This is a genomic window from Methanococcoides vulcani (genome assembly GCF_900111645.1).
GTDB lineage: Archaea > Halobacteriota > Methanosarcinia > Methanosarcinales > Methanosarcinaceae > Methanococcoides > Methanococcoides vulcani.
Genome location: NZ_FOHQ01000002.1, coordinates 125,376 through 147,455, shown reverse-complemented (window position 1 = coordinate 147,455; position 22,080 = coordinate 125,376). Strand labels below are relative to the sequence as shown.

Genomic DNA, 22,080 nt, shown 5'->3' with positions numbered 1-22,080 from the left:
ATATGAATTTTTCTTTTGTCAGTCTTCGTGATACAACCTGTTCTCGCCTCGTATGTCCTTATCTGACTCCTGCATATCGAAAAGCATGGCGAACAGCAGGAACTGGGCACCTGATATAAGAATCAAAGCGTCCAGTATTGCCAGGTTCGCAGATACTGGCCACTGCATTAGCGTGGCTATGAGTATTGCCATACCAAACAGCACACCTGCAGGAAGGAAGGCCATGGAGAGGATGTAGAACAAGACGAGCGGATGGAAGCTGAGTATCATGTACTTCATCTTCAGCCTCCAGAGGAACTTCTTGAACAGCATGATCGACACCTTGCTCATGTACGGACCGTACTTGATCGTTGACTTCTCCTGTCCGTATCTGGCAGGCATGACCACGTCAAGGGTTCTGAAACCAAAGGCGTTCAACCTCACAAGCATGTGGTTGCAGTAACCGTAGTACGTGTAGATCTCATCCAGACCTATCTCTGCCAGTGCTTCCTTTGAGATGGCAGTATAGCCGTTCTGGGGATCCATGATATTCCAGTACCCGCTTCCAATCTTCGTGATGAACGTGAGCATCGAGTTACCTAACAGGCGCAATCTGCTCATGTCTTCACGGAACTCCGTACTGAACAGGCGGTTGCCTTTGGTATAATCTGCCCTGCCCTCGATAATGGGCATCAGCAGCTTTGGCAGCTGGGCAGGGTTCATCTGGTTATCCCCTGCCATGACCGCAACGACATCCATCTCTTCTTTCAGTGACTGCTTGTAGCCATTGACAATTGCAGCACCCACACCTTTATTGGTCTCGTGCGTTATCACGAACACCCTCGGATCATTCAGTGTCTCAATGTCCTTTGCAGTATTATCAGTGCTCGCATCATTTATCACATAGATTCGGTCAACGTACTGGGGAATGCCCTCAACGGTAGCTTTTATAAGCTTCTCTTCATTGTACGCAGGCACTACCACACCTATGCGTTTGCTTGCCAACAACTCTCTCTTGACCGGATCGATTATCTTGATAGGCACCTCACGCACCTTAAAACCGGACTTGATAGCATCATTTATCAACTCCACCTCAATAGCATCGTCGCCCTTTGTGAACTTGAAAACATCGAGTGTCTTTGAAGAATACGCACGGAACCCACTGGCCATGAAAAACTGGCCCTTGCTTGTAGCCTCCACATCCTCGAACGTAGTATCAAGGCCAGTGCCCGATGAAGTAACATAAACACCGTTCACAACATCTGCATCCTCAGAAAGCACAGGATTCAATATTGCAGGGATGTCATCAGGATTGTGAAAACCGTTCGCATAGATGGTCACAAGTACAGATGGGTTTAGTTTTTTCACTTCTTCAAAAGCTGTTGCCAATGCAGCAGCCTTGCCCAGATGATCCCCGTGCCTGATCACCTGTGCACCCATATTCTTAGCAATACAGGCTGTCGCATCGCTGCTCCCATCATCAACAAGAACGACATGATCTACATAGAGCTTCGTTCTTTTAATGATATTCTTGATATAAACCTCGGCATTATACGCAGGAATGGCTGCCACCACAGTCATTGGCACACCTCATACTCAATTTAATAATTACACATATGCACATCACCCACAACCTCCCAAAGTAAATATTGATAAATCATATTATATAAAGGCGTATGATAACAGAATGAATTTATTGATTTAACTACAAAAAGAAGTAGCCTCATGCTATCAATTATGAAAGAAATATACTCTATAATTAGAAGTATGCATATATACCAAACCAAGCGGAAGCAAACCTCAGAATAAATAAGTTCGTATACACAACAATTAATTTAAGATTTTTTTATAAAAGCATACAAACTATATTCATACATACACAAATACACATCCCCAAAAAAAAGACATAATTTTATACCACCCCCCACATAATCAAATCCCATGGGACGAGAATTTTCAGACAAGGATAAGGAGATCTTCAACAAGCTTGCACCGGAGAACGGCGGAACGCATATGTCAGAAATGGGACACCCATATCCGTTCATACTAAGGCCGATATCCCACAAGATCGCAGAGGATTCGGATGACTTCAGGGAGAGGCTTGAGAGGCTTGACGCTGAGGAACTGGAATACCTTGCAAGACTTGCAATGGAGGGCAAGGAGGATATCAGGTCCCTTGATCCAGAGGATATCGATTCGTTCTTTGAGCTGTTAGGCGAGAAGGTATCGGAAGAGCGAGTAAAAGAGCTCAGGATCCACTTGGGGATATTATGAAAGAGCTGCTCTTCGGAACAGCAGGGACCCCCGTCAGTGCAAAGAAGAGGGGCAGCGTCGAAGGGATACAGCGTATCCGTGAGCTTGGCCTGGGGTGCATGGAACTGGAATTCGTGCGCGGAGTGCGCATGAAGGAAGGCATGGCTGAAAGGGTCAGGGCAACAGCGGAAGCAGAGGGTGTGACACTCAGCGTGCACGCACCGTATTACATCAATCTAAACTCCGCAGAGGATGAGAAGATCGAGGCCAGCATCGAGCGCATCTACCAGTCGGCACGCATCGGTGCACTTTGCGGTGCATCGTCCATTGTGTTCCATCCTGCTTACTACCTCAAGCAGAGCAGTGAGGAAGTGCTTGAAAGGGTCAGCGGGCTGCTTGGCAGGCTTGCATCAAGGCTTGAGGACGAGGGCATCAACGCTGTGCTTCGCCCGGAGACCACCGGCAAACCGACCCAGTTCGGCGATCTGGAGGAGACCCTGATGATAGCTTCAGCCATCGAGGGGGTCATGCCCTGTATCGATTTCTCGCATCTGCACGCACGAAGCAGCGGAGAGTATAACACTATCGAGGAGTTCCGGGATGTGCTCGTGAAGGTGGAGGAATATCTCGGGCGGGAAGGGCTTGAGGACATGCACTGTCACGTTTCCGGCATCGAGTATGGGAATAAGGGGGAGAAGAACCACCTGGTGCTCCGGGAGTCGGATTACAATTATACTGACCTGATGGCAGCGTTTCGGGAATTCGATGTGAAGGGGCTTGTGATATGTGAAAGTCCCAATCTCGAAGGGGATGCCCTGCTGCTGCAGGATACGTTCAGGAAAGCTGAAATGTAAAAAAGAGGATAAGAAGGTTTTAGCTCCTGCTTTGCGATAAGGCAGGAGTTAAGGCTTCAGTAGTTCTCACAAACTTCAAAGAAGTTCATGAAAAGCTCTTCACCCTTATCGGTGTGAGCAACTTCAGGATGCCACTGCACCCCGTAGATCGGCCTTTCTGGATGGCGCATTGCCTCGATCTCACACACGTCCGAGCGTGCAAGGTGCAGGAATCCTTCCGGAAGGACAGTGACCTCATCGGCATGTGAAGCCCATACGGATGTCCTTGGACCAAGCCCTTTCAGGATGTCATCCTCGTCCAGTATCTCCACATCGATCTCTGCATAGCCGCCGTAGTCGCCTGAACCGGTCTGTCCACCGAAGGTTCTGGCTATAAGCTGATGTCCCAGGCAGATGCCCAGAATAGGCCTGTCTATGCTCTCGACATATTCCTGACAGAGGCCGATGCGGTCCATTGACGGACCACCGCTTAAGATGATGCCGTCCGGCTCCTGCTCAAGGAGGTCTTCCACAGAGGTCGTGTTCGCTACGATCTTCGTCTCCATGTCGAGATCGCGTACGGTTCTGTGAATAAGGTGACAGAACTGGCCATAATTATTGATAACAAGGATCTTTAACTCTCTCATGATGAAAATCACACCGGGTTGAGTCGATATTGCCAGTAATGATGAATCTATATATAAGACTATTCCAGATTTTAAGAAAGGGAGAAAATAACAAGCTTTAAATAGTTGTTTGTGCTACTATGTCACATACTAACACGATTTGACAAAACCGCAATAATGAGAGTGATAAAATGGCTGAAATAGGTAAAAGGATTCGAATTGAAAGGATCATGCACAGGGAAAGCAGGAACATGCTCATCATTCCAATGGACCACGGGATCTCTGACGGACCCATCAGGGGAGTGATAGACATTGCAGACTCCATCAACAAGGTCGCTGAAGGCGGTGCAGATGCAGTTCTCATGCAGAAAGGAATGATCTACCACGGCCACCGCGGATACGGTCATGACGTCGGACTAATCGTCCACATGAGCGCCTCCACATCCCTCGGACCTGACCCCAACGACAAGGTCCTTGTCTGCAAGGTCGAGGAAGCCATGAAAATGGGTGCCGATGCCGTATCCATCCACGTGAACATAGGTTCTGATACCGAATCCGACCAGCTTAAGAAGCTCGGATATGTCGCAGAACAGTGTGACGAATGGGGAATTCCCCTCCTTTCCATGATGTACCCAAGAGGCAGGAAGATCACAGACCCGCACGATCCGGAAATGGTCGCACACGCGGCCAGGGTCGGTGCAGAACTTGGGGCAGACATCATCAAGACCGTCTACACCGGAGATGTCGACAGCTTCAGGGACGTTGTAAAGGGATGTCCCGTACCTTTAGTAATTGCCGGCGGACCAAAGACCGACACCGACGAGCAGTTCCTTGAAATGATCAGCGGCGCCATGGAATCCGGAGCAAGGGGAGTTGCCATTGGCAGGAACGTGTTCCAGCATCCTGACCCTATAAAGATGACACAGGCCATCACACAGATCGTCCACAAAGGCCGCAGTGTCGAGGAAGCACTACAAACACTTAAATGATGAAGGCAAATGGCGTATACATATGAAAGGCAAGACAATTTGGATCAAAGCTGACAAAGGCGACTGGGAAGATCACAAGGACAGGATAACCACCGGGCTGGAATCCGGTGCTAACTATGTTCTGGTAAACGCTGGCGAAGTGGAAAAAGTGAGAGAACTTGGCGATATCAAGGTCGCTGCCTTTGCCAATGATGACAGGTCAGGCGCTGACGTTGTGGTCGTCGGAAAAGGAGGAGAAGGCGACGGTACGAGGCCTCTGTCCCCCGACCCCATCGGATCCCTTGACATGAGCACGGCCATCCGATTAAAGGAAAAAGGCCTCACCGTAGGTGCATATGTGGTCATACAGAACAAGGCCTACGAGGAATTTGCAGCACATATCGGAAAGGAATGTGATTTCCTGATCATCGTCGGTACTGACTGGAAGGTCATTCCTCTTGAGAACCTCATTGCAGGTCTTCAGGACAGCAATGTGAAGATCATTGCAGGTGTCCGTGATGCTGATGAAGCAAAGCTCGCCCTTGAGACCATGGAGCACGGCTCTGACGGTGTCCTCCTTGACACTGAAGACCCTAACGCCATCAAGTCCACTGTTACAGTAGGCGAAAGCTCAGGTGTGGAAGCACTGGAACTCATCGCTGCAAAGGTCACAAAGGTCGAACCTGTGGGAATGGGTGACCGCGTCTGTGTCGATACATGCAACATGATGACACGCGGCGAAGGAATGCTCGTTGGTTCCCAGGCAAGCGGCATGTTCCTTGTTCACTCCGAATCCGAGGAAAGCCCGTACGTGGCGTCCAGGCCGTTCAGGGTCAATGCAGGAGCAGTCCATGCCTACGTGAAGGTCGGCGACAAGACCAGATACCTCTCCGAACTGAAATCCGGTGATGATGTAACCATAGTTGATGCACAGGGCAACCAGCGTGCAGGTATCGTCGGCAGGGTCAAGATAGAAAGGCGCCCACTCATGCTTGTTGAAGCAGAGGTAGATGGCAACATCATTAAGAACATACTCCAGAATGCCGAGACCATCAAGCTCGTAGATACCAAAGGGGAGCCTATCTCAATTGCCGAGCTTAAGCCCGGAGATGAGATACTGGTCAACTACGAGGGAGGCGCACGCCACTTCGGCATGAAGGTGGAAGAGACCATCATCGAGAAATGAGACATGGTCAGCATAGGTAATTTCGATCTGGATAAGAGGGCAGCCCTTGTTGCAGCTATCAACGAGGACCCTCTGATACAGGCAAAGGCCGCTGCATACCTGGGAGCAGACATCCTTGAGATCAGGCTTGACCTGCTCGGGATAAAGACCCCTGGAGAAGTAACAGATATCCTCAAAAAGCTTCGATCTGACACAGGACTTCCGTGTATTGCAACCAACAGGTTACAAACTGAAGGAGGTAACTGGGAAGGCTCAGAAGATGACAGGATAACTTTACTTGAAGAGATCCTGCCCCTCACAGACGCAATCGATGTAGAGCTCAGTGCAGACCCGCAGCTTCGTGACAGGCTTGTAAAAAAGGCAAAGGAAGCGGGCAAAGCTGTCATCATATCATCCCATGATTTTGAGAGCACGCCTGACAAAGCTATCATCAGGGATATCCTTGAACGTTCAAGACAGGCAGGAGCCGATATTGCAAAGCTTGCAGTGATGCCAAATAGCATGCAGGATGTTCTTGACCTGCTTGAGGTCACATTAAATGAGGATAACGTCTGCACCATCGCAATGGGCCAGCTTGGAAAGCACAGCCGGATCATCGGGCCATGCTACGGTTCAAAACTGACCTACGCCAGCATATCAAGCGCCGTGGCCCCCGGACAGTTGAAGGTACACGAACTGAAAAAAGCACTGGAGATGCTTCAATGAAACAGGTATTCGGAGTTATGGGAGACCCGATCGCCCATTCACTCTCACCCATCATGCACAATGCAGCCTTCGAAGCACTTGGAATGGACTGCACATTCCACGCGTTCAGGGTAAAGCAGGAGGACCTTGGCGATGCGTTAAAAGGCGCAAAGGCCATGGGATTTGGAGGACTGAACATCACTGTCCCGCTGAAAGAGACTGCCATCGGACTTATTGAGACCGACCCCCTGGCTGCAAGGATAGGAGCCGTCAATACCATCGACTTCAGGGATGGTATCAAAGGTTACAACACGGATGGTATCGGCGCACAGAAGACACTGGAAGATGCCGGGGTCGATATTCAGGACAGGAACGTACTGATACTCGGAGCCGGAGGCGCCGCCAGAGCAATCGCCTTCACGTTCACAGAAGCCGGTGCAAAGGTGAACATTGCAAACAGGACCCCTGAAAGGGCCATGACCCTTGCAGCAGAGGTCGGCAATGTCAACGGCTTCGGGCTGGATGTACTGGACAGATGCCTGAAGGACACGGACATACTTATCAACACTACAACAGTGGGAATGGACCCCTGCATAGGCGATACGATCGTCACCGCCGACCAGATGCATTCCGACCTCACCGTTTTTGACGTCGTTTACAATCCATTGAAGACAAGATTGCTTCAGGAAGCCGAAGCTGCCGGAGCAAAACCGGTCACAGGGATCATGATGCTGGTCTACCAGGGTGCAGAAGCATTCCGCATCTGGACCGGCGTGGAACCTCCTGTGGATGTAATGAAAAAGGCTGTAATGGAGGCCCTGTAATTATGAAGATGCTCATAATCGGCGGTACCGGAGGAATGGGGCAGTGGTTCACCAGATTCTTCCTCAGGCACGGTTATGAGGTGATCGTATGGGGAAGCAGCGGCAAGACCGAGATCGCAGACCAGATGGGAGTGGAATTCGCCACCGACCTTGACAGGGAGATCCGGGAAGCTGATGTAGTGATCATTACCGTACCCATAGACATCACTGCAAGGGTAATCAAGGAAACCGCTCCGAAAATGAAGCAGGGAAGCCTGATAATGGACCTGACATCCATCAAGGCAGAACCCGTCAACGCAATGAGAAAATACGCACCTGAAGGCGTGGAGATCCTGGGAACACACCCCATGTTCGGCCCCTCGATCCCGACATTACAGGGACAGATCGTCATAATGAGCCCAACAGAAGGACGCTGTGACAAATGGTTCCCGATCATGCATGAACTCTTCGAAGAAAGCGGTGCACATATTGAGATCATCGACCCGCAGGAGCACGATCAGTTCGTCTCCGTTGTCCAGGGTCTGACACATTTTGCATACATCACCATTGGGACCACGTTCAAAAGCCTTGATTTCGACGTGAGCAAGTCACGCCGTTTCATGAGCCCGGTATATGAGATAATGGTCGACTTCGTGGGAAGGATACTGGGACAGAACCCATACCTGTACGCCCATATCCAGATGAAGAACGACCAGGTGCTCAAGGTCCATGAGGCATTCATCAACGAATGCAATGTACTCTCGGACATCGTCCGGGAAGAGGACACCGAAGCTTTCTGTAAAAAGATGACAGAAGCAGCAGCCCATTTCAAGGATACGGCATCCGCACTACACAGATCTGATAAGCTGATCAATGCAAAGATAGCCGAATTCGAGGAAATGATAGCATCCGTCGGGAGAGAAAGGGGACTTCTGCATAACTACTCCGGCGTGACACATGTGGGCATCATCGAAAAGGTCACACCCCGGACAGTAACGCTGTCAAAGGGAGACAGGACCGTATCTCTGAGAACCGAGAACATCAGATTGCTTAACGATGTAGAACTGAATAAATGGAAGATCGATAACCTCGCACATCCTATCAGGGACATCTCGGTCCTGATACCTGTCGGAGCGGACCCACAGACCATTGAGAAGGTCATCGACTGCGATGAAAGGATTGTCTCCGTCAGCATTATTGACACATACTCAGGCATATCCGATGATAGGCTTAGTGTCACATACCGCATTACCATACTCGGAGACCTGCCTGCTGCAGAGGTGCAGGAAGACATCGAGAAACTCTTTGTTGGGCTTGGTTGCGGAATAAGGGGTCAGAATTCCATCTGATATTTATGCAATGAAAACAAATTTAATATTCCGTTTAAACACTGATCGTGGTGATCTTTTGAAAAAGACTGAAAATTTGCAAACTGCCAATATGCTTCCCGGAGGTGTCGAAAAATACCTTCGATTCTACAAAATGGGACTTTTGATAATCTCCATTTTCGGGATATATCTGGGAATTTCGGGACTCTACCTCATTATTGTGGAAAACAATTACATATCAGGCATCTCATTGTTCCTGGCAGCACTCCTGCTATCACCACCGCCCATCGGAATATCCAACATGGTTGCACGCAACCTTCACCTGGAACTTACCATGGGAATAAAAGTAGGATTCTCATCCATGTTGTTGCTTATCGCATGGTATTTCCTTTAAGGAACAATAAATTTAAAAAAAGGATGCCAGAAGGCATCACTTACTTCTTTTTAGTATAACTTCTATTAAAGGATCAGATCAGGCTTACCAGATCCTCAAGCGCTGCCTTTGGATCTTTGGCCTTGACAATACCGGATGCAAGGAGCACTCCAACAGAACCGAGTTCCATTGCAGCCTTAAGGTCCTCTCCTTTTGAGATACCTGCACCGCAGAGCACCTTCACATCAGCATCGATGCGCTCAACGGCAGTGACTGAACCCCTTACGACCTCAGGATCTGCCTTTGAAACAGGAATGCCCGAACCGATAAGTTCCGGTGGCTCCACTGCAACAAAATCAGGCCCTAGTGCAGCTGCTGCTGCTGTTGTAGCGATGTTATTGGTACACACTATCGTGCGAAGACCCTCTCCTTTTGCAGCAGTAACGGATGACTCGATGTCCGCAAGGTTTACGCGGCGCTCGGAGTGATTGATAAGTGTACCCACTGCACCGGCATCCTTGACGCATCTGGCAAACACATGACCTGTGAAACTTCCGGCACCGACACCATCAAGATGCTGTGAGTACACCGGCACATCCACCTGGGATGCAACCCTGTAGACATCGCACAGCTGTGGTGCCACTGCGATCTCGATCCCACTTTCCTCGCCTACGGCCCTGCAGGCCTCAGCGATCCTGACAGCACCTTCCCCGGTACCTTCAAGATAGGTCTTCAGATTCAATACGATCAATGGTTTCATACATACCCCTCCATAAAAAAGGGAACGTGCGAAAATCGCACGCTTAGAAATCGGTCATTACTCTGAACTGGTCGATCTCTGGCTTGTTCAGGCCTTCGATGAACTGGTCAGCTGCCTGCTTGACATCCTTGGAGTTGGTGATAGCCCTTCCGACAACGAGGATATCAGCTCCTGCACCAAGTGCATCAGGGATAGTTTCAACACGTACACCGCCTGCAACTGCCACAAGGATCTTCTTGTTGCGCTTCTCGCCAACTGCCTTGATACCATCAATGCTGCCCCATGCGTGAGCGGTTTCCTCGATATCGATAGCACGGTGAAGCTCGACCACATCAGGAAGCTCATCCAGCTGTTCAAGTACAGCTACAGGATCTGGCTGGTTCAGTGTGTCCATGACAGCATAGATACCGGTCTTGTGTGCCTCTGCGATCGCCTTGTTGAGCGTTGCAATAGGCGCAAGTGCGGAAACGACAATAGCATCTGCGGTTGCATCTGCCACCATACGTGCCTCAAGGTTACCTGTATCAAGTGTCTTAAGATCGGCAACGATGAACGCATCAGGTTTGATCTCACGCAGCTTGCTGATAACATCCACACCATAGCGCTTGATAAGAGGTGTACCTGCTTCCAGGATCAGGTGGTCGCTCTTTGGAAGCTGCTTGACCACATTGGTGATAGCACCGATGTTGGGGTTGTCAAGTGCAACCTGCAGGTATGGGGCATCCCAGAGCCTTGAGACCTTGAATCCCATGATAGCGTGTGCGGACTTGTCCTTCTCCTCGAGCACAGTGTCGATATCCGGGAAATTGTCCAGTGCGCGCTTAAGAGCAAGTTTTGTAGCACCATAGTTGTACCTGAAGATACGGTTGTAGTCAACAGCCTGTGGGTGGATGAATACGCTTGCGATGATCACAAGGTCCTCTACCTGTTCTGTCGGGACAATTCCTTCTTCCACAGCATCAGCGACCGCCTTAGCAACAGCTGCCTGGGCAGGACCGAATATCTGTGCGGCCTGGTCCATGTTCTTCACTGTCACTTTTGGAACGATCAGTGTAGATGGCTTTGTGGGTAAGTTCGGGCGGATGACGGAAAGAAGAGGAGTGTGCCCTGCTGAAAGCTGGGTCATGCCTGTTGCGAATGCCTGTCCAACAGGTCCCTCCTTGTCCCCGATCATAAGATCGACGTGTGCGAGTTCTGGTTCCTCGCCGATTAATGCTTCTCCAATAAACATCATAGTTATCAATCCGCTAAATTGCCATGACTATATATATCATTTCTGATGAGAATAATGGAGTCACCTGTAAAAAAAGGCAGATGTTTCATCAAAGTATTATATAATAATGGAAACAATATAGCATTGTGATCATTGATATATACAACCAGCTTATCAAAAAAAGGAACCTTACAGCATTGTATGTTCTTTCAGCCATTATAATAACATACTTTGCAAGCTGGTTTCCGGATTTCGAGAACCTCATCGGCATAGAGGGAGCAAGGATAAGTTCGGTAGTATCTTTCGGTGCATTGAATGGGATGCTCCTTGGTCCGTTCTGGGGTACGATCGTATCCTTTACCGGTGTTATGGGGCACACCTTAGTAAGAGGAGGAGGTAGCCCGGACACATTCCATCTGCTTACCCCTTTCTTTGTAGCAATGTCCTCTGTAGTAGCAGGTCTTTGTATCACAAGGAAAGAAAAAGCTGCAATGGCAGTCTTTGGAATTCTTATACTGCTCTGGTATATCACGCCTACAGGAAGGACAATATACTACTACCCATGGTTCCATGTGGTCACACTTGGCGCCTTCCTCGTATTTAACTACAAATTGAAGGACAGGGAAGGAAACCTGTTCAAATTTACATTCCTGCTTCTTGCAGCACTGATAGCAATCCTGGCAGACCATCTTGCAGGTAGCATAAGTGCAGCAATTCTTTTTGACCTACCGCCTCAGATGTTTGCATCGGTCATCACTATTTACCCCATTGAAAGGATCACACTTGCGTTTGCAGCAGCTTCGATCATATTTTTATTGATAGTGACACTTCAGAACACGCTCATGGAATCGGACACATTCCATGATAAAGTGAAAGAGGCAAAGAAGGAAAATGTCCTCGACTATGTGAGTGATGTAAAGGACATGCTTGAAAAAGATGATGATCAGTAACTCACTTATTGGAAAGACAATCTTCGATAGTCCTGACCACTGTGAAAACAGCTTTTGAGAAAGGATGTTCCGGATCAGCGACTGTCAGCACTTCTGAATCACTCCTGGTAGCAATATCACAAAGGCAGGGTATTGATGCTACAACAGGAATATCCGGATCGACCAAACCGGGTATTGCGATCGGCTTATTATCATGGCACTTATTCATAATGACACCGTAATCCTTACCAAGCGGAATATAAATACCATCAATGATCTGCTCCATATATTTCTGGTGAGATCTGGCAGGTTTGGTCACCATTATAACATAATCAGCTGCAGCTATTGCATTAACCGATGTGAAATCCACACCAGGACCGGTATCGATGATAAGCACATCTATGCCGGAGGAGAACAATTTCTTCTTTACACCCATTATATTTTGTAGAGCTTTTGATTGCCATTTGCGATCCTTACCCGACATTTCACGAACTGCATCGATATCAGGGTTGCAATATCCCACATATAACTTGCCAGGGGCTACTGTGTCATCAGCAACCTCAACGATCGCATCCATGATGTCGCATTTGCCATCAAGGACATCGTTCAGCCAGCGATCAGAATCAGGGAACATGTAATTAAAAAGACTCGGAGCCTTAAAATCAGCATCGAGAAGGCATACGCTCTTCCCGGCAGATGTATATGCAAATGCAAGATTGATAGAAAAGGAGGTCTTACCAGACCCGCCTTTTGATGAGTGCACCGCGATACTTATTCCCATTTATATCCCCATAGAGTAGATATTAGTCCTTAGGAGATAGATGACAAACTCCTATATAAGAGTATTTCACAGAATATTTGCGTTGAAATCAAGTATACTTTATCTATTCTGATTTGAGACATTTGTTGATCAACGATGTACAGAAATATACACCATATATAGCTTATATACGATTCAAGTAAAGATAAGGCCTATTACTTGCCAAGACCTTCCCCTATACTAAAGTAAACTTTTCTGCCTGAACGCCCCTTTACAACATGCCCCATCCTCACAAGCTGGTTCAGGTAATTGCTCTCCACAGCACGTTCCTTATGGGTCTTCTCTGCAAGATCTTCAGCGGTTGCCGACCCCAACTCGAAAAGCGCTGTTGCTGTAGCACGCAGATGATCGGGTAGTGTGAGCAGTGTCATCACATCCAGTACATCAAAGATACCTTCATCCGACTCTTTCGTAGATGTACCCTGCATCAGGATACGATCCAGTTTCCCGCTGATCTCCTTCAAAAGATTAACGATCTCTTCATTGGAATCATCAATTGTCATTCTGGTCTCCCCGAGTATTTTTTACAAAATTCTCGATCGAACATCATAATAGTAGATTTATAGGGAATACATCCAACTACACTATAAATGTATTGAAGAGATACAGTAATACAACAACTTACAACTTGCCTTAGGATCTGCCAGATAAATATCAAAGTTTTTTTGACATATAGACACCATCGCGAGAGTATCCGAATTTGCGGTAGTACTCCCTCACACCTATCCCGCTGATGATGGATATCTTTGAATAACCTGCCTCTGAAGCCATTTTCTCCGCATTCCCCAGAAGTTCCGCGCCATACCCGCGATGCTGCCAGTCGGTCCTGCTTGCATCCCTGCCCACCGGCACCATGGAACCATAGACATGCAACTCCCTCACAAGGGCAGCATCCTGTAACTCCGCCCTGTGCGGAGAGTTCGGGAAACGCAACCTCAGGAAACCTATCAGGATATCGTTCGTCATATCTTCAAATGAGAGGAAATATTCCTTCCCGCCACAGGAGTCGTAGGTCTCTACTGTGAGTTCAATACTATCCGGATCCGGTTCATTGCCCCTGAGGACATTGTGACCGACCTCCCTGCAACGGATACACCTGCACCTGCCACCCCTTGATTCCAGCCTCTCCTTTGCAAGCTGGCGGATATTGCTCTTTCTAACCCCTGCAAGGATCTGCGGGGAAGGAATGTCCCTCTGTATGCGCTGCATCCTCACCCATTTGGGAAGTATGGCCTTGATATCTGCAAGCAGCTCCGTAGCAGCCTCGTCATCCAGTGCCTCATACTCACCCTTTAGCCACATCTCGTGAAGCTGTGTGCCCTCTGTGACAAGAGTGGGGTATATCTTCAGGTAGTCAGGCATGAACCTGCTGTCCGTAAAAAGCTTCTTAAAACCCCGAAGGTCCCTTGCAGAATCCATCCCGGGAAGATGTGGCATCATATGGAAACCAACTTTAAGCGCACTGTCCCTGAGGATCCGGTTGGACTCCACGGTCTCCTGCACCGTATGCCCCCGCCTCATCCTCTCAAGCACGAAATCATATACGCTCTGGACACCGATCTCGACCTTTGTGGCACCCAGTGCCAGCATACGGTCCACGTGTCCGACATCCGTCCAGTCCGGACGCGTCTCAAAAGTGATACCCGTGTTCCTTATGGCTGCAGTCTCATTGGCCTTCTGCACATCCTCCACCGTCACATAAGGGCGGGATGTACCGATAAGCTGCACATCATCGCGCCACTCGGTTCCGGAAAAATCGTTCATTGCCTCAAGGCAGCGCTTTGTGAACCATTCCTGATAATCGATGGCCCGGGCAGAAAAAGTACCACCCATGACGATAAGCTCTGCTTTATCCACCTCATGCCCGATCTGCTTTAGCTGGGACAGGCGACCTGAGACTATCCGATAGGGATCATACTCATACTGCATGGCCCGCATTGTAGCCGGTTCCCTTCCCATGTAGCTCTGAGGAGAATTAAATGTAGAATTCGGACCTCCCGGACACGGCACACATACACCATGAGGACAGGCACAGGGTGAGGTCATTGCAGCGATCACCGCAACACCTGATATCGTACGGACCGGTTTGCGGCGAAGGGAATCACGCACCTTTTTTTGCTCCTCTTCAGTCCCCACCATAATTATATCCGGGTTCTTTGGAAGTGTGGAAAGCCTGAACTCCTTGCTGACAGCTTTTTTTGCCTCATTGAGCTGGAGGTTGCCAGATACCTTACCCTCAAGTACCATATCCAGCAACTTTCGGCATGCAGCCCTGAAATTCTCATCAGCTTCAGACGTCATCATAAATACCCGATATCAGTAGAGTTCCGTAACAAGTGATTCCAGATGGATCCTTGCATTCGCACTGTCGATGATCATTGCATCTGCATCAGCTATCCTGTAGACCGCTTTTGCGATCTCATCTTCGGTACGGTCCGATCTCACAACTACCGAATGTAACTGCTGCAGGACCTCATCGCCGGTGAAACCTTCCTCAATGAGAAGAGTGTCGATCAGCTTCCTCGCTTTCAAGAACTCGTGCCCAATGGCTGCAGCATGAAGTTCGGTCACGTTGTCAGACACTTCGCAGAGAGATTCCTCGTAGAGCAGGTCACCTGTGATCTTTGCATCCGGATTGTTCATATTAGCAAATTGAAGTGTCAGTAGAGCCCTTGAAACATTGCCTCCGGCATAGTACATAAGAGCATCAAGGCCATCTTCAGAAATAGAAATGCCCTCTTGCTCTGCAATTGAGACAATATATGGCCTTAGCAGATCATCCGGAACATAAGTGAAGAAAAGCTCCAGTCCCCTTGAACGCAGGGGTGAGATCAGCTTGGAAGGCTGGGTAGTGGACAGGATGAACCTGCAGGTGCGGGTATACTTCTCCATTATACGACGCAGGGCATGCTGTGCACTGGTATCCAGTGACTCAACATTATCGATGAAGATGATCTTGAAATCCGCATCAATTGAACCCATTCCGGCAAACTCATTTATCACGGTCTTGAAGATAGAGATGACACTTGAGTAGATCTTCTTCGGGTCATCCGTCCCTATAATGTGGGTAAAACGCTTATCACGAACAAGATAGCGCTTCCCCTGATCAAAGAAATCTGATGCATTGAAGTATGTGAAATTGCCCTCATAGTCCTCCCCGTACAGTTCACGTGCCAGGGCAAAGGCAGTTGAGGATTTGCCGGAGTTCACCGGACCGTGGAACACAAGATGGGGCAGGTTGCCTGAATGGACAAGCTTGTCAAGGGCATTGAGGGAATTATCATTGCCCAGGATATCCTTAAGCATCTCTGGCCGGTATTTCACAGTCCACATATCCTTCATCATTAACACCTCTTAAGGAACAGATCACTGCGCTTCATCAAGCACTACCTTTATGACCTTACCATATACCGGCCTTGCGATAAGCACACCGATGAGCACACCGATGATGGTGGTAATGGCAAAGCCCTTGAGTGCACCGAATCCCATCACGACCAATGGTGACATTGCAATGGTAGTTGTAGCAGCTGCTGCGAAGATTATACCAAATGCTTTTGCGATCCTCTCAAGATATACTTTTTTGGAAGGTAGTTTTCCTTCGTACAATACCTCATCAGTAATGATCACAAGGTGGTCGATACCGGTACCTATTGCAGCAATTATACCTGCGATCGCCGGCAGGTCAAGCTGCCAGTTGATCGTCGCTGCAACTCCAAGGATCATGATAAGTTCACATATGGATGTTCCCACCATTGGAAGCAGGATCTCTTTCTTTCCGTATCGTCTGAACACGACCAAAGCCACTGCAAGAAGTGCAAAAAGTCCGGCAAATAAAGTCTGTTTCTTGAACTGTGCACCCAAAGCTGCGTCCACCTGTCCGGACCCCATGAGAACCACGTTCACAGGTAACGCACCTGCACGCAGGTGTATCTGGAGTTGCTCCGCCTCTGACTTGCTGTCGTCATCAGGACCGCTTGAAGCTTCCCATGAGTAGATCGGAACCTCTGTGAGCCTTGTAGCTGCTGAATAACTTAACGGGGCTCCATATATCTCATTGTCATCAAGATACATGTAGAGCCAGTGTGAATTCGGATCGTTGGTTGCACCGGTCTCGATTGCGATCTTCTGCAAGGCAAGAGCACCTTCTTCGTTAAGAGTGAAAGGTGTATGCCACTGGCCGTCATGGAAGGTCACAACACCGACCTTCTCGATCCCATCACCATATAGCACATGAGCGGTCTCATTGCCCTGCGTCTGCACCCGTATCTCGAACTTACCAGGTCTTTCAACGATCTCCTTTGCCGTTGTAAGATCAGTTCCTGCAAAGTCAATAAGGATGTAATCCTCACCCACGGTACGCACAGGTATGTCCTTAAGACCAAGTGAGTTCAGCTTGTCACTGAGAATATCACGGGTCAGATCACGGGTCTCGGTCCTGACACCTTCACGGTATATCGGAGTACCATCGGCTTCTGTTAGAATGGACCCGTCTACTGCACTCATCAGGACCTGAAGGTCCTCCTGTGAGATCTCTTTACGTATCTCGTACTCAACAGAATCACCAAGAGAGAGAGGAATTACCTCAGCATCAAGTGAATCGGAAAGATACTGAGTGATAAGCGTCTGCTTGTTAGTATAAAGAATGATCTCGGAGGTGTTCCCTGAATAACTAATATCGGATTCACCGATGCCTGCAAGGTCCATCTGGAGATCTGAAACATATGCATCAGTTGTAAAGACAACAGTAGTACCAACGGAAGAATAACCGCTTCCCGTATGCCCTGTAACACTTTTCACATCAATGGATGATCCGATGACAGATTCAATAATGGCAGGCACCGTCTGTGAAATATCAGCATCTAACTGGGCCACAGCACCCTGCAGTCTTATCTGGAGCCATGAACCACCTTCAAGGTCAAGTCCATAATTAAGATCGGTGGTAGCACCCTCTTCAGAGGAGTACCACGGATGAATCATGACGACTGAGAACAAAACTGCTGCTATCAGTAACCATACACGAAGATCGCTTTTGAGGCCTTTGTTCACTTCTTCTTCCCTCATGCCCTTCGCCCCCTTGGATTGCTGCGGTTCACATGCCATCTCAGTATACCTGTGTTAAGCAGCCAGGTGTTCATGATATCGGCCACCAGACCGAATATCAGCACAATGGAGATATCGGAAAGCAGGTTGACCTGGGAAGCGGACGATGTCACAAGGTAGGAGAATGTGGATACAATGTACATCACCACAAGAGCTGCAAGTGTTGTGGTGGTCATGGTAAGACCCGTATGCATTGCACGCCCGATGTTCTCATTGACAGTACCTCTTCTCTTCAGCACACGTGTTGTCAGCAGTATGTCACTGTCAACTGAATAACCAATGAGCATCAACAAAGCTGCCACGGTGCCCAGGGAAAGTTCAATTCCTACTATGTTCATGAAACCGATAGCAATAGCAATATCAGAGACTGCAGAAAGCACTACTGCAATGGATGGGACAGCGGTCCTGAAGATCAGGAACACGACTATAGCCATTCCGATGAATGAAAGTACCATTGCTTTCAATGCCTGTGATTGAAGCTCTTTTCCGTATAATGCACCGATCTGCTTGATCTCAACGTTCGAATACTTTGAAATTATATCCTTTTCGAGTTCTTTCTGATCTTCATTGTCCATGGGACCAAACTGCAGGATCGCACGATCTCCTGCCTTACGGGCATCATCCAATGAATAATCGGAATATGCCTGCTCAAGAACACCTGCTGTTTCCTGCGTCTCGAACGCTATCATAGTACCACCCTCAAACTCAAGTCCGAGCTTTACAGGTGCACCTGTACTTGAAAATACGACCAGTGACACTAAAAGTGAGAGTGCCAGAACTACAAGGGGAATGGTGATAAGCTGCTTGTCATCACGCCCCCTTATGAATGAATCAAGATATTCTGTTAGAATGGATCCCATTTTTTGATACTCCGTTATCAGAAAAGATGTCAACTATCAATATCTGGTTTATGTCCAATTCATACACTACAACTTATATATACTACTTGCTGTTTTCTTTTCATATATGACTGAAAGACCATCAATTGATGAATATTTCCTGGAGATCGCTGAGGTGGTCGCAAAGCGTTCCACCTGCCTGAGGAACAAGGTAGGAGCTGTCATTGTCCGTGATAAAAGGATACTTTCAACCGGTTACAACGGTGCTCCCAGCAACATGGAACATTGCCTTGAGATTGGTTGTATGAGGCAGCAGAACAATATTGCATCCGGGACCAGGCATGAGAAATGCCGTGCAGTGCACGCAGAGCAAAATGCTATCATACAGGCAGCACTTCATGGGGTCGGCATCGGAGGAGCAACTGTCTACTGCACACACCAGCCCTGCATACTGTGCGCAAAAATGATAATAAATTCCAACATCAAGCGAGTTGTCTTCAGCACACAATACCCCGACATCGACACCCCGGAGTTCTTCGCTGCTGCCGGTGTTGAAATGGTGAACCTTCAGTCAGAGGACTGACGAAGGCACCTCAACCCTTTTCTGATTATATCCTCATTATCAGGACGGTACATTTCCTTCACACTGACATCGTCCCTTGTATGAAGGTCAAAACCACGTACTATCACCACAGGATTCCCCCCTGCAGCTTCGCCCATCAACAGGTTCGCAGCCGATGCGATCTCATCTGCAACCGCTTCCTCGGTGATCTCAAGCTCATTTCCGAAGAGGTCATTCTCCCCTCGCCAGTCCAGGATAGGGTGCATCCGGTAGACACCCACTGCAACGCCGGTCTGTCCGATCTTGAAAGCCCTTCCGTTCGTATCCGTGATGATCACACTGACATCCTTGCCACACCGATCGGCTATTCTCTCACCTATGGCCTTTGCTGAACCATCCGGATCATGTGGAAGTTCCAGAAAGTAATTATCCTCCACATTGGAATCATCAATGCCGGCATTGATGCTCACATGCCCGTTGAGGTTCTCCACAAGCAACAAAGGATATTTTACGAGTTCTTCCACACTCCTATCGAGGACCACCTGTACAAGTGCAGGATCTTTACCTATCCTCTTTGCAATGTTTATGGCACGTTCGGATGGCACCACATCACTTTTCAGTACCATTGCCCCTTCGGCCTTTGCCACAATAGTGGAAGCGATCACCACAGCATCGTGGTCCTCAAGTTCCGTGCGCTCGCATATCATAGCCGCCAGGTCATCTCCTTTTTTGATAAGCGGCAAACCATCTACGGTAAACAGTTCCATCCTCAATATGACACCTCTGACAGGAGAAATGGCATCAAAAATAAATAATACTATCTATATAGACAAACTCGCGGCGATGATGAGAGTTACCCCGACCGAGCAAAATATGACGAAACACTCTGACTGATGCCGCAAACAAACCAATGATCGGGATTTAAAAAGAAGAATGATCGATCACTCGATCATTATCTTCGGCTTTTCTTCGATCTTTGTCTTTGGAAGTGTGATCGTCAGCACACCATTCTCAAGTTTTGCCTTTGCACCATCATCAGTAACGTTCGATGGAAGAACAGCAGATCTTGAGAAGCGGCTATAGGTACGTTCCCTTTGAGTGTATCCTTCGTCCTCAGACTCACTTTCCTTTCTGCATTCTGCGCTGATCTCAATGATGTTGTCTTTCACACTTACATCGATATCTTTCTTGTCAACACCTGGCAGGTCAGTAGTAACTATGACATTGTCGCCCTCTTCCCTGATATCCATCAGGGGAGCAATTGACTTTCCCTCTGGCCAGCCTCCGAACGGGGAAACCTCCCTGAATAACTGGTTGAGATGTTCCTGTGTCTGCCTTATTTCTTCAAATGGATCCCAGCGGGATAATCCAGAGGGACCCCTACGAGTTAAACCAAATTTCATATATTCCACTCCTTAAAATTTAAGCAATAGAATGTATGACAAATAAAGTTAAAAAAGTAACGATATCAAAAACAGAGGAAAGCAGGAGAATTATGCCTGCTTTGCCTTATCGATCAGCATCTGGACGATATCGCATCCCCGGACAACACCAAGGGAACCTTCTTTCATGGAATCCTCGTCGAATGCTTCCACACTGTCAACCTCGTTCTCCAGAGTTGAATAAATGAGGAACGGGACCGGATCAGATGTATGCGTCCTGAGCACGATAGGTGTCGGATGGTCCGGAAGCACGACTATCATGCAATCCTCATCATCCTCTTTTGCAGCACGCAGAACGGTGCCCACGACTTTCTCATCGAAATCCTCGATAGCCTGCAGCTTGGCTTTCAGGTCACCCATATGACCTGCTTCGTCAGGAGCTTCAACATGGACCACAACAATGTCCCTCTCATTCAGGGATGCCATTGCATATTCCGCCTTACCCACATAATTGGTGTCAAGGTATCCGGTTGCACCCGGAACATCGATAATGTCAAGACCGGCATATATACCAAGACCCTTTATCAGGTCCACAGCAGAGATAACAGACCCTGTGAGTCCGTAGAGCTCATCAAATGTGCGGAAGGAGGGTGCATATCCCTGTCCCCAGAACCAGATGGCGTTTGCAGGACTCTTGCCTTCTTTTATTCTCTTTTCATTGACAGAATGGTTCTCAAGTATTGGCATCGACTCTTCTATCAGCCTGCAGAGGACATCACTGCCTTCACCCTTTGGCATATGGTCCATCATCTCCCCGCCTATCACGTCATGAGGTGGAGTACAGTCTGCTTTAGCACCAAGATCATTGGACGCAACAAGCAAATGCCTGTAACTGATACCCGGATAGAATCTCAGCTCATCGGTCCCAAGCTCACGATCAATGGTTTCCATAAGCTCCCGAGCTTCTTCGCTTGTTATGTGGCCTGCACTATGGTCTGCAATATTGCCATCATCTATTGTGATAAGGTTGCACCTGAACGCAACATCGTTCTTCTCCAGCGGAATACCCATACTGGCAGCCTCAAGCGGAGCGCGACCTGAATAATAGACATCCGGGTCATAACCCATAACTGACATGTTAGCAACATCACTTCCCGGAGGCAGGCCTTCGGGAACATTGATAGCAAGTCCGGCCAGCCCGTTCCTGGTCATATAGTCCATGTTCGGAGTATTAGCCTTCTGAAGAACCGTCTTACCGCCCAGCTCATCCAGGGAAAAATCTGCCATTCCGTCGCCGATGAGAATAATATATTTCAATGATACACCTCTTTTTGTAATAAACACGGAACCTTCAAATGAAGGTATCGACAAAACTATAAAGACAATATGCTCATTTCAACAATGTTTAAATGTGCTTCGTGAATGGTGAGGTTTAATGAAAT

Annotated in this window: 23 protein-coding genes; 10 read left to right on the top strand and 13 right to left on the bottom strand. The window is 48.2% G+C overall.

Going from position 1 to position 22,080, the window contains the following annotated elements; all coding sequences use genetic code 11:
• Positions 1-18: 18 nt before the first annotated feature.
• Positions 19-1,560, bottom strand: coding sequence for a glycosyltransferase family 2 protein (locus tag BMX02_RS04040; protein ID WP_091689393.1), 1,542 nt, complete (start codon positions 1,558-1,560; stop codon positions 19-21).
• A gap of 360 nt (positions 1,561-1,920) precedes the next feature.
• Here BMX02_RS04040 and BMX02_RS04035 point away from each other — a divergent pair, with 360 nt between their 5' ends.
• Together BMX02_RS04035 and BMX02_RS04030 are read left to right on the top strand one after the other, a co-directional pair.
• Positions 1,921-2,253, top strand: a complete 333-nt coding sequence (locus BMX02_RS04035; protein WP_091689391.1) for a hypothetical protein — start codon at positions 1,921-1,923, stop codon at positions 2,251-2,253.
• Positions 2,250-3,086 (top strand): TIM barrel protein, encoded by an 837-nt coding sequence (locus BMX02_RS04030; protein WP_091689389.1) that lies wholly within the window; start codon positions 2,250-2,252, stop codon positions 3,084-3,086. Before BMX02_RS04035 ends, BMX02_RS04030 begins: the two co-directional genes overlap by 4 nt.
• Before the next feature lie 56 nt (positions 3,087-3,142).
• On the opposite strand, the gene BMX02_RS04025 is transcribed toward BMX02_RS04030, so the two are convergent.
• Positions 3,143-3,712, bottom strand: coding sequence for a GMP synthase subunit A (locus tag BMX02_RS04025; RefSeq protein WP_091689387.1), 570 nt, complete (start codon positions 3,710-3,712; stop codon positions 3,143-3,145).
• Positions 3,713-3,882: 170 nt separating this feature from the next.
• On the opposite strand from BMX02_RS04025, the gene BMX02_RS04020 reads away from it, so the two are divergent.
• The 6 genes from BMX02_RS04020 to BMX02_RS03995 are packed head-to-tail and all read left to right on the top strand — an operon-like array spanning position 3,883 to position 9,054.
• A complete protein-coding gene (locus BMX02_RS04020) occupies positions 3,883-4,680 on the top strand; it encodes a 2-amino-3,7-dideoxy-D-threo-hept-6-ulosonate synthase (protein ID WP_091689385.1) in 798 nt (265 codons plus the stop codon).
• Positions 4,681-4,702: 22 nt separating this feature from the next.
• Positions 4,703-5,845 carry a 3-dehydroquinate synthase II gene (locus tag BMX02_RS04015; protein WP_091689383.1) on the top strand — a complete coding sequence of 381 codons (1,143 nt, stop codon included), beginning with the start codon at positions 4,703-4,705 and terminating at the stop codon, positions 5,843-5,845.
• A 3-nt stretch (positions 5,846-5,848) separates the two neighbouring features.
• Positions 5,849-6,550 (top strand): type I 3-dehydroquinate dehydratase, encoded by a 702-nt coding sequence (gene aroD, locus BMX02_RS04010; protein ID WP_091689381.1) that lies wholly within the window; start codon positions 5,849-5,851, stop codon positions 6,548-6,550.
• Positions 6,547-7,353, top strand: coding sequence for a shikimate dehydrogenase (locus BMX02_RS04005; RefSeq protein ID WP_091689379.1), 807 nt, complete (start codon positions 6,547-6,549; stop codon positions 7,351-7,353). The genes aroD and BMX02_RS04005 overlap by 4 nt, the downstream gene beginning before the upstream one ends.
• Positions 7,354-7,355: 2 nt before the next feature.
• Positions 7,356-8,681, top strand: coding sequence for a prephenate dehydrogenase (locus BMX02_RS04000; RefSeq protein WP_091689377.1), 1,326 nt, complete (start codon positions 7,356-7,358; stop codon positions 8,679-8,681).
• A 58-nt stretch (positions 8,682-8,739) separates the two neighbouring features.
• Complete coding sequence (locus BMX02_RS03995) at positions 8,740-9,054, top strand: hypothetical protein (RefSeq protein ID WP_244624812.1); 315 nt, start codon at positions 8,740-8,742, stop codon at positions 9,052-9,054.
• A 73-nt stretch (positions 9,055-9,127) separates the two neighbouring features.
• Here the strand turns inward: BMX02_RS03995 and tpiA are convergent, their stop codons facing one another.
• Complete coding sequence (gene tpiA, locus BMX02_RS03990) at positions 9,128-9,793, bottom strand: triose-phosphate isomerase (protein ID WP_091689375.1); 666 nt, start codon at positions 9,791-9,793, stop codon at positions 9,128-9,130.
• 43 nt (positions 9,794-9,836) lie between these two features.
• Positions 9,837-11,027 carry a bifunctional 5,6,7,8-tetrahydromethanopterin hydro-lyase/3-hexulose-6-phosphate synthase gene (locus tag BMX02_RS03985; RefSeq protein ID WP_091689372.1) on the bottom strand — a complete coding sequence of 397 codons (1,191 nt, stop codon included), beginning with the start codon at positions 11,025-11,027 and terminating at the stop codon, positions 9,837-9,839.
• 125 nt (positions 11,028-11,152) lie between these two features.
• Here BMX02_RS03985 and BMX02_RS03980 point away from each other — a divergent pair, with 125 nt between their 5' ends.
• Positions 11,153-11,956 carry a hypothetical protein gene (locus tag BMX02_RS03980; protein ID WP_091689370.1) on the top strand — a complete coding sequence of 268 codons (804 nt, stop codon included), beginning with the start codon at positions 11,153-11,155 and terminating at the stop codon, positions 11,954-11,956.
• Position 11,957: 1 nt separating this feature from the next.
• On the opposite strand, the gene BMX02_RS03975 is transcribed toward BMX02_RS03980, so the two are convergent.
• The 6 genes from BMX02_RS03975 to BMX02_RS03950 form a co-directional block, all read right to left on the bottom strand.
• Positions 11,958-12,716 (bottom strand): MinD/ParA family ATP-binding protein, encoded by a 759-nt coding sequence (locus BMX02_RS03975; RefSeq protein WP_091689369.1) that lies wholly within the window; start codon positions 12,714-12,716, stop codon positions 11,958-11,960.
• Positions 12,717-12,910: 194 nt separating this feature from the next.
• Positions 12,911-13,258, bottom strand: a complete 348-nt coding sequence (locus BMX02_RS03970) for a transcriptional regulator (protein ID WP_091689367.1) — start codon at positions 13,256-13,258, stop codon at positions 12,911-12,913.
• A 151-nt stretch (positions 13,259-13,409) separates the two neighbouring features.
• Entirely contained in the window at positions 13,410-15,056 is a 1,647-nt protein-coding gene (locus BMX02_RS03965) for a tRNA uridine(34) 5-carboxymethylaminomethyl modification radical SAM/GNAT enzyme Elp3 (protein WP_091689665.1), read from the bottom strand.
• A 15-nt stretch (positions 15,057-15,071) separates the two neighbouring features.
• On the bottom strand, positions 15,072-16,100 hold the full coding sequence (locus BMX02_RS03960) for an AAA family ATPase (protein WP_342210514.1): 1,029 nt from the start codon (positions 16,098-16,100) through the stop codon (positions 15,072-15,074).
• A gap of 21 nt (positions 16,101-16,121) precedes the next feature.
• Complete coding sequence (locus BMX02_RS03955) at positions 16,122-17,816, bottom strand: preprotein translocase subunit SecD (protein WP_091689365.1); 1,695 nt, start codon at positions 17,814-17,816, stop codon at positions 16,122-16,124.
• Positions 17,813-18,715, bottom strand: coding sequence for a protein translocase subunit SecF (locus BMX02_RS03950; protein ID WP_091689363.1), 903 nt, complete (start codon positions 18,713-18,715; stop codon positions 17,813-17,815). Before BMX02_RS03950 ends, BMX02_RS03955 begins: the two co-directional genes overlap by 4 nt.
• 106 nt (positions 18,716-18,821) lie before the next feature.
• Here BMX02_RS03950 and BMX02_RS03945 point away from each other — a divergent pair, with 106 nt between their 5' ends.
• Positions 18,822-19,277 (top strand): deoxycytidylate deaminase, encoded by a 456-nt coding sequence (locus tag BMX02_RS03945; protein ID WP_091689361.1) that lies wholly within the window; start codon positions 18,822-18,824, stop codon positions 19,275-19,277.
• Here BMX02_RS03945 and BMX02_RS03940 read toward each other — a convergent pair.
• From BMX02_RS03940 to BMX02_RS03930, 3 genes are all read right to left on the bottom strand, one after another.
• Positions 19,262-20,029 carry a coenzyme F420-0:L-glutamate ligase gene (locus BMX02_RS03940; protein WP_394328882.1) on the bottom strand — a complete coding sequence of 256 codons (768 nt, stop codon included), beginning with the start codon at positions 20,027-20,029 and terminating at the stop codon, positions 19,262-19,264. The two genes, BMX02_RS03945 and BMX02_RS03940, sit on opposite strands and share 16 nt — an antisense overlap.
• Positions 20,030-20,197: 168 nt before the next feature.
• A complete protein-coding gene (locus BMX02_RS03935; RefSeq protein WP_091689357.1) occupies positions 20,198-20,659 on the bottom strand; it encodes an Hsp20/alpha crystallin family protein in 462 nt (153 codons plus the stop codon).
• A 90-nt stretch (positions 20,660-20,749) separates the two neighbouring features.
• Positions 20,750-21,955, bottom strand: coding sequence for a cofactor-independent phosphoglycerate mutase (locus tag BMX02_RS03930; protein ID WP_091689356.1), 1,206 nt, complete (start codon positions 21,953-21,955; stop codon positions 20,750-20,752).
• Positions 21,956-22,080 lie beyond the last annotated feature (125 nt).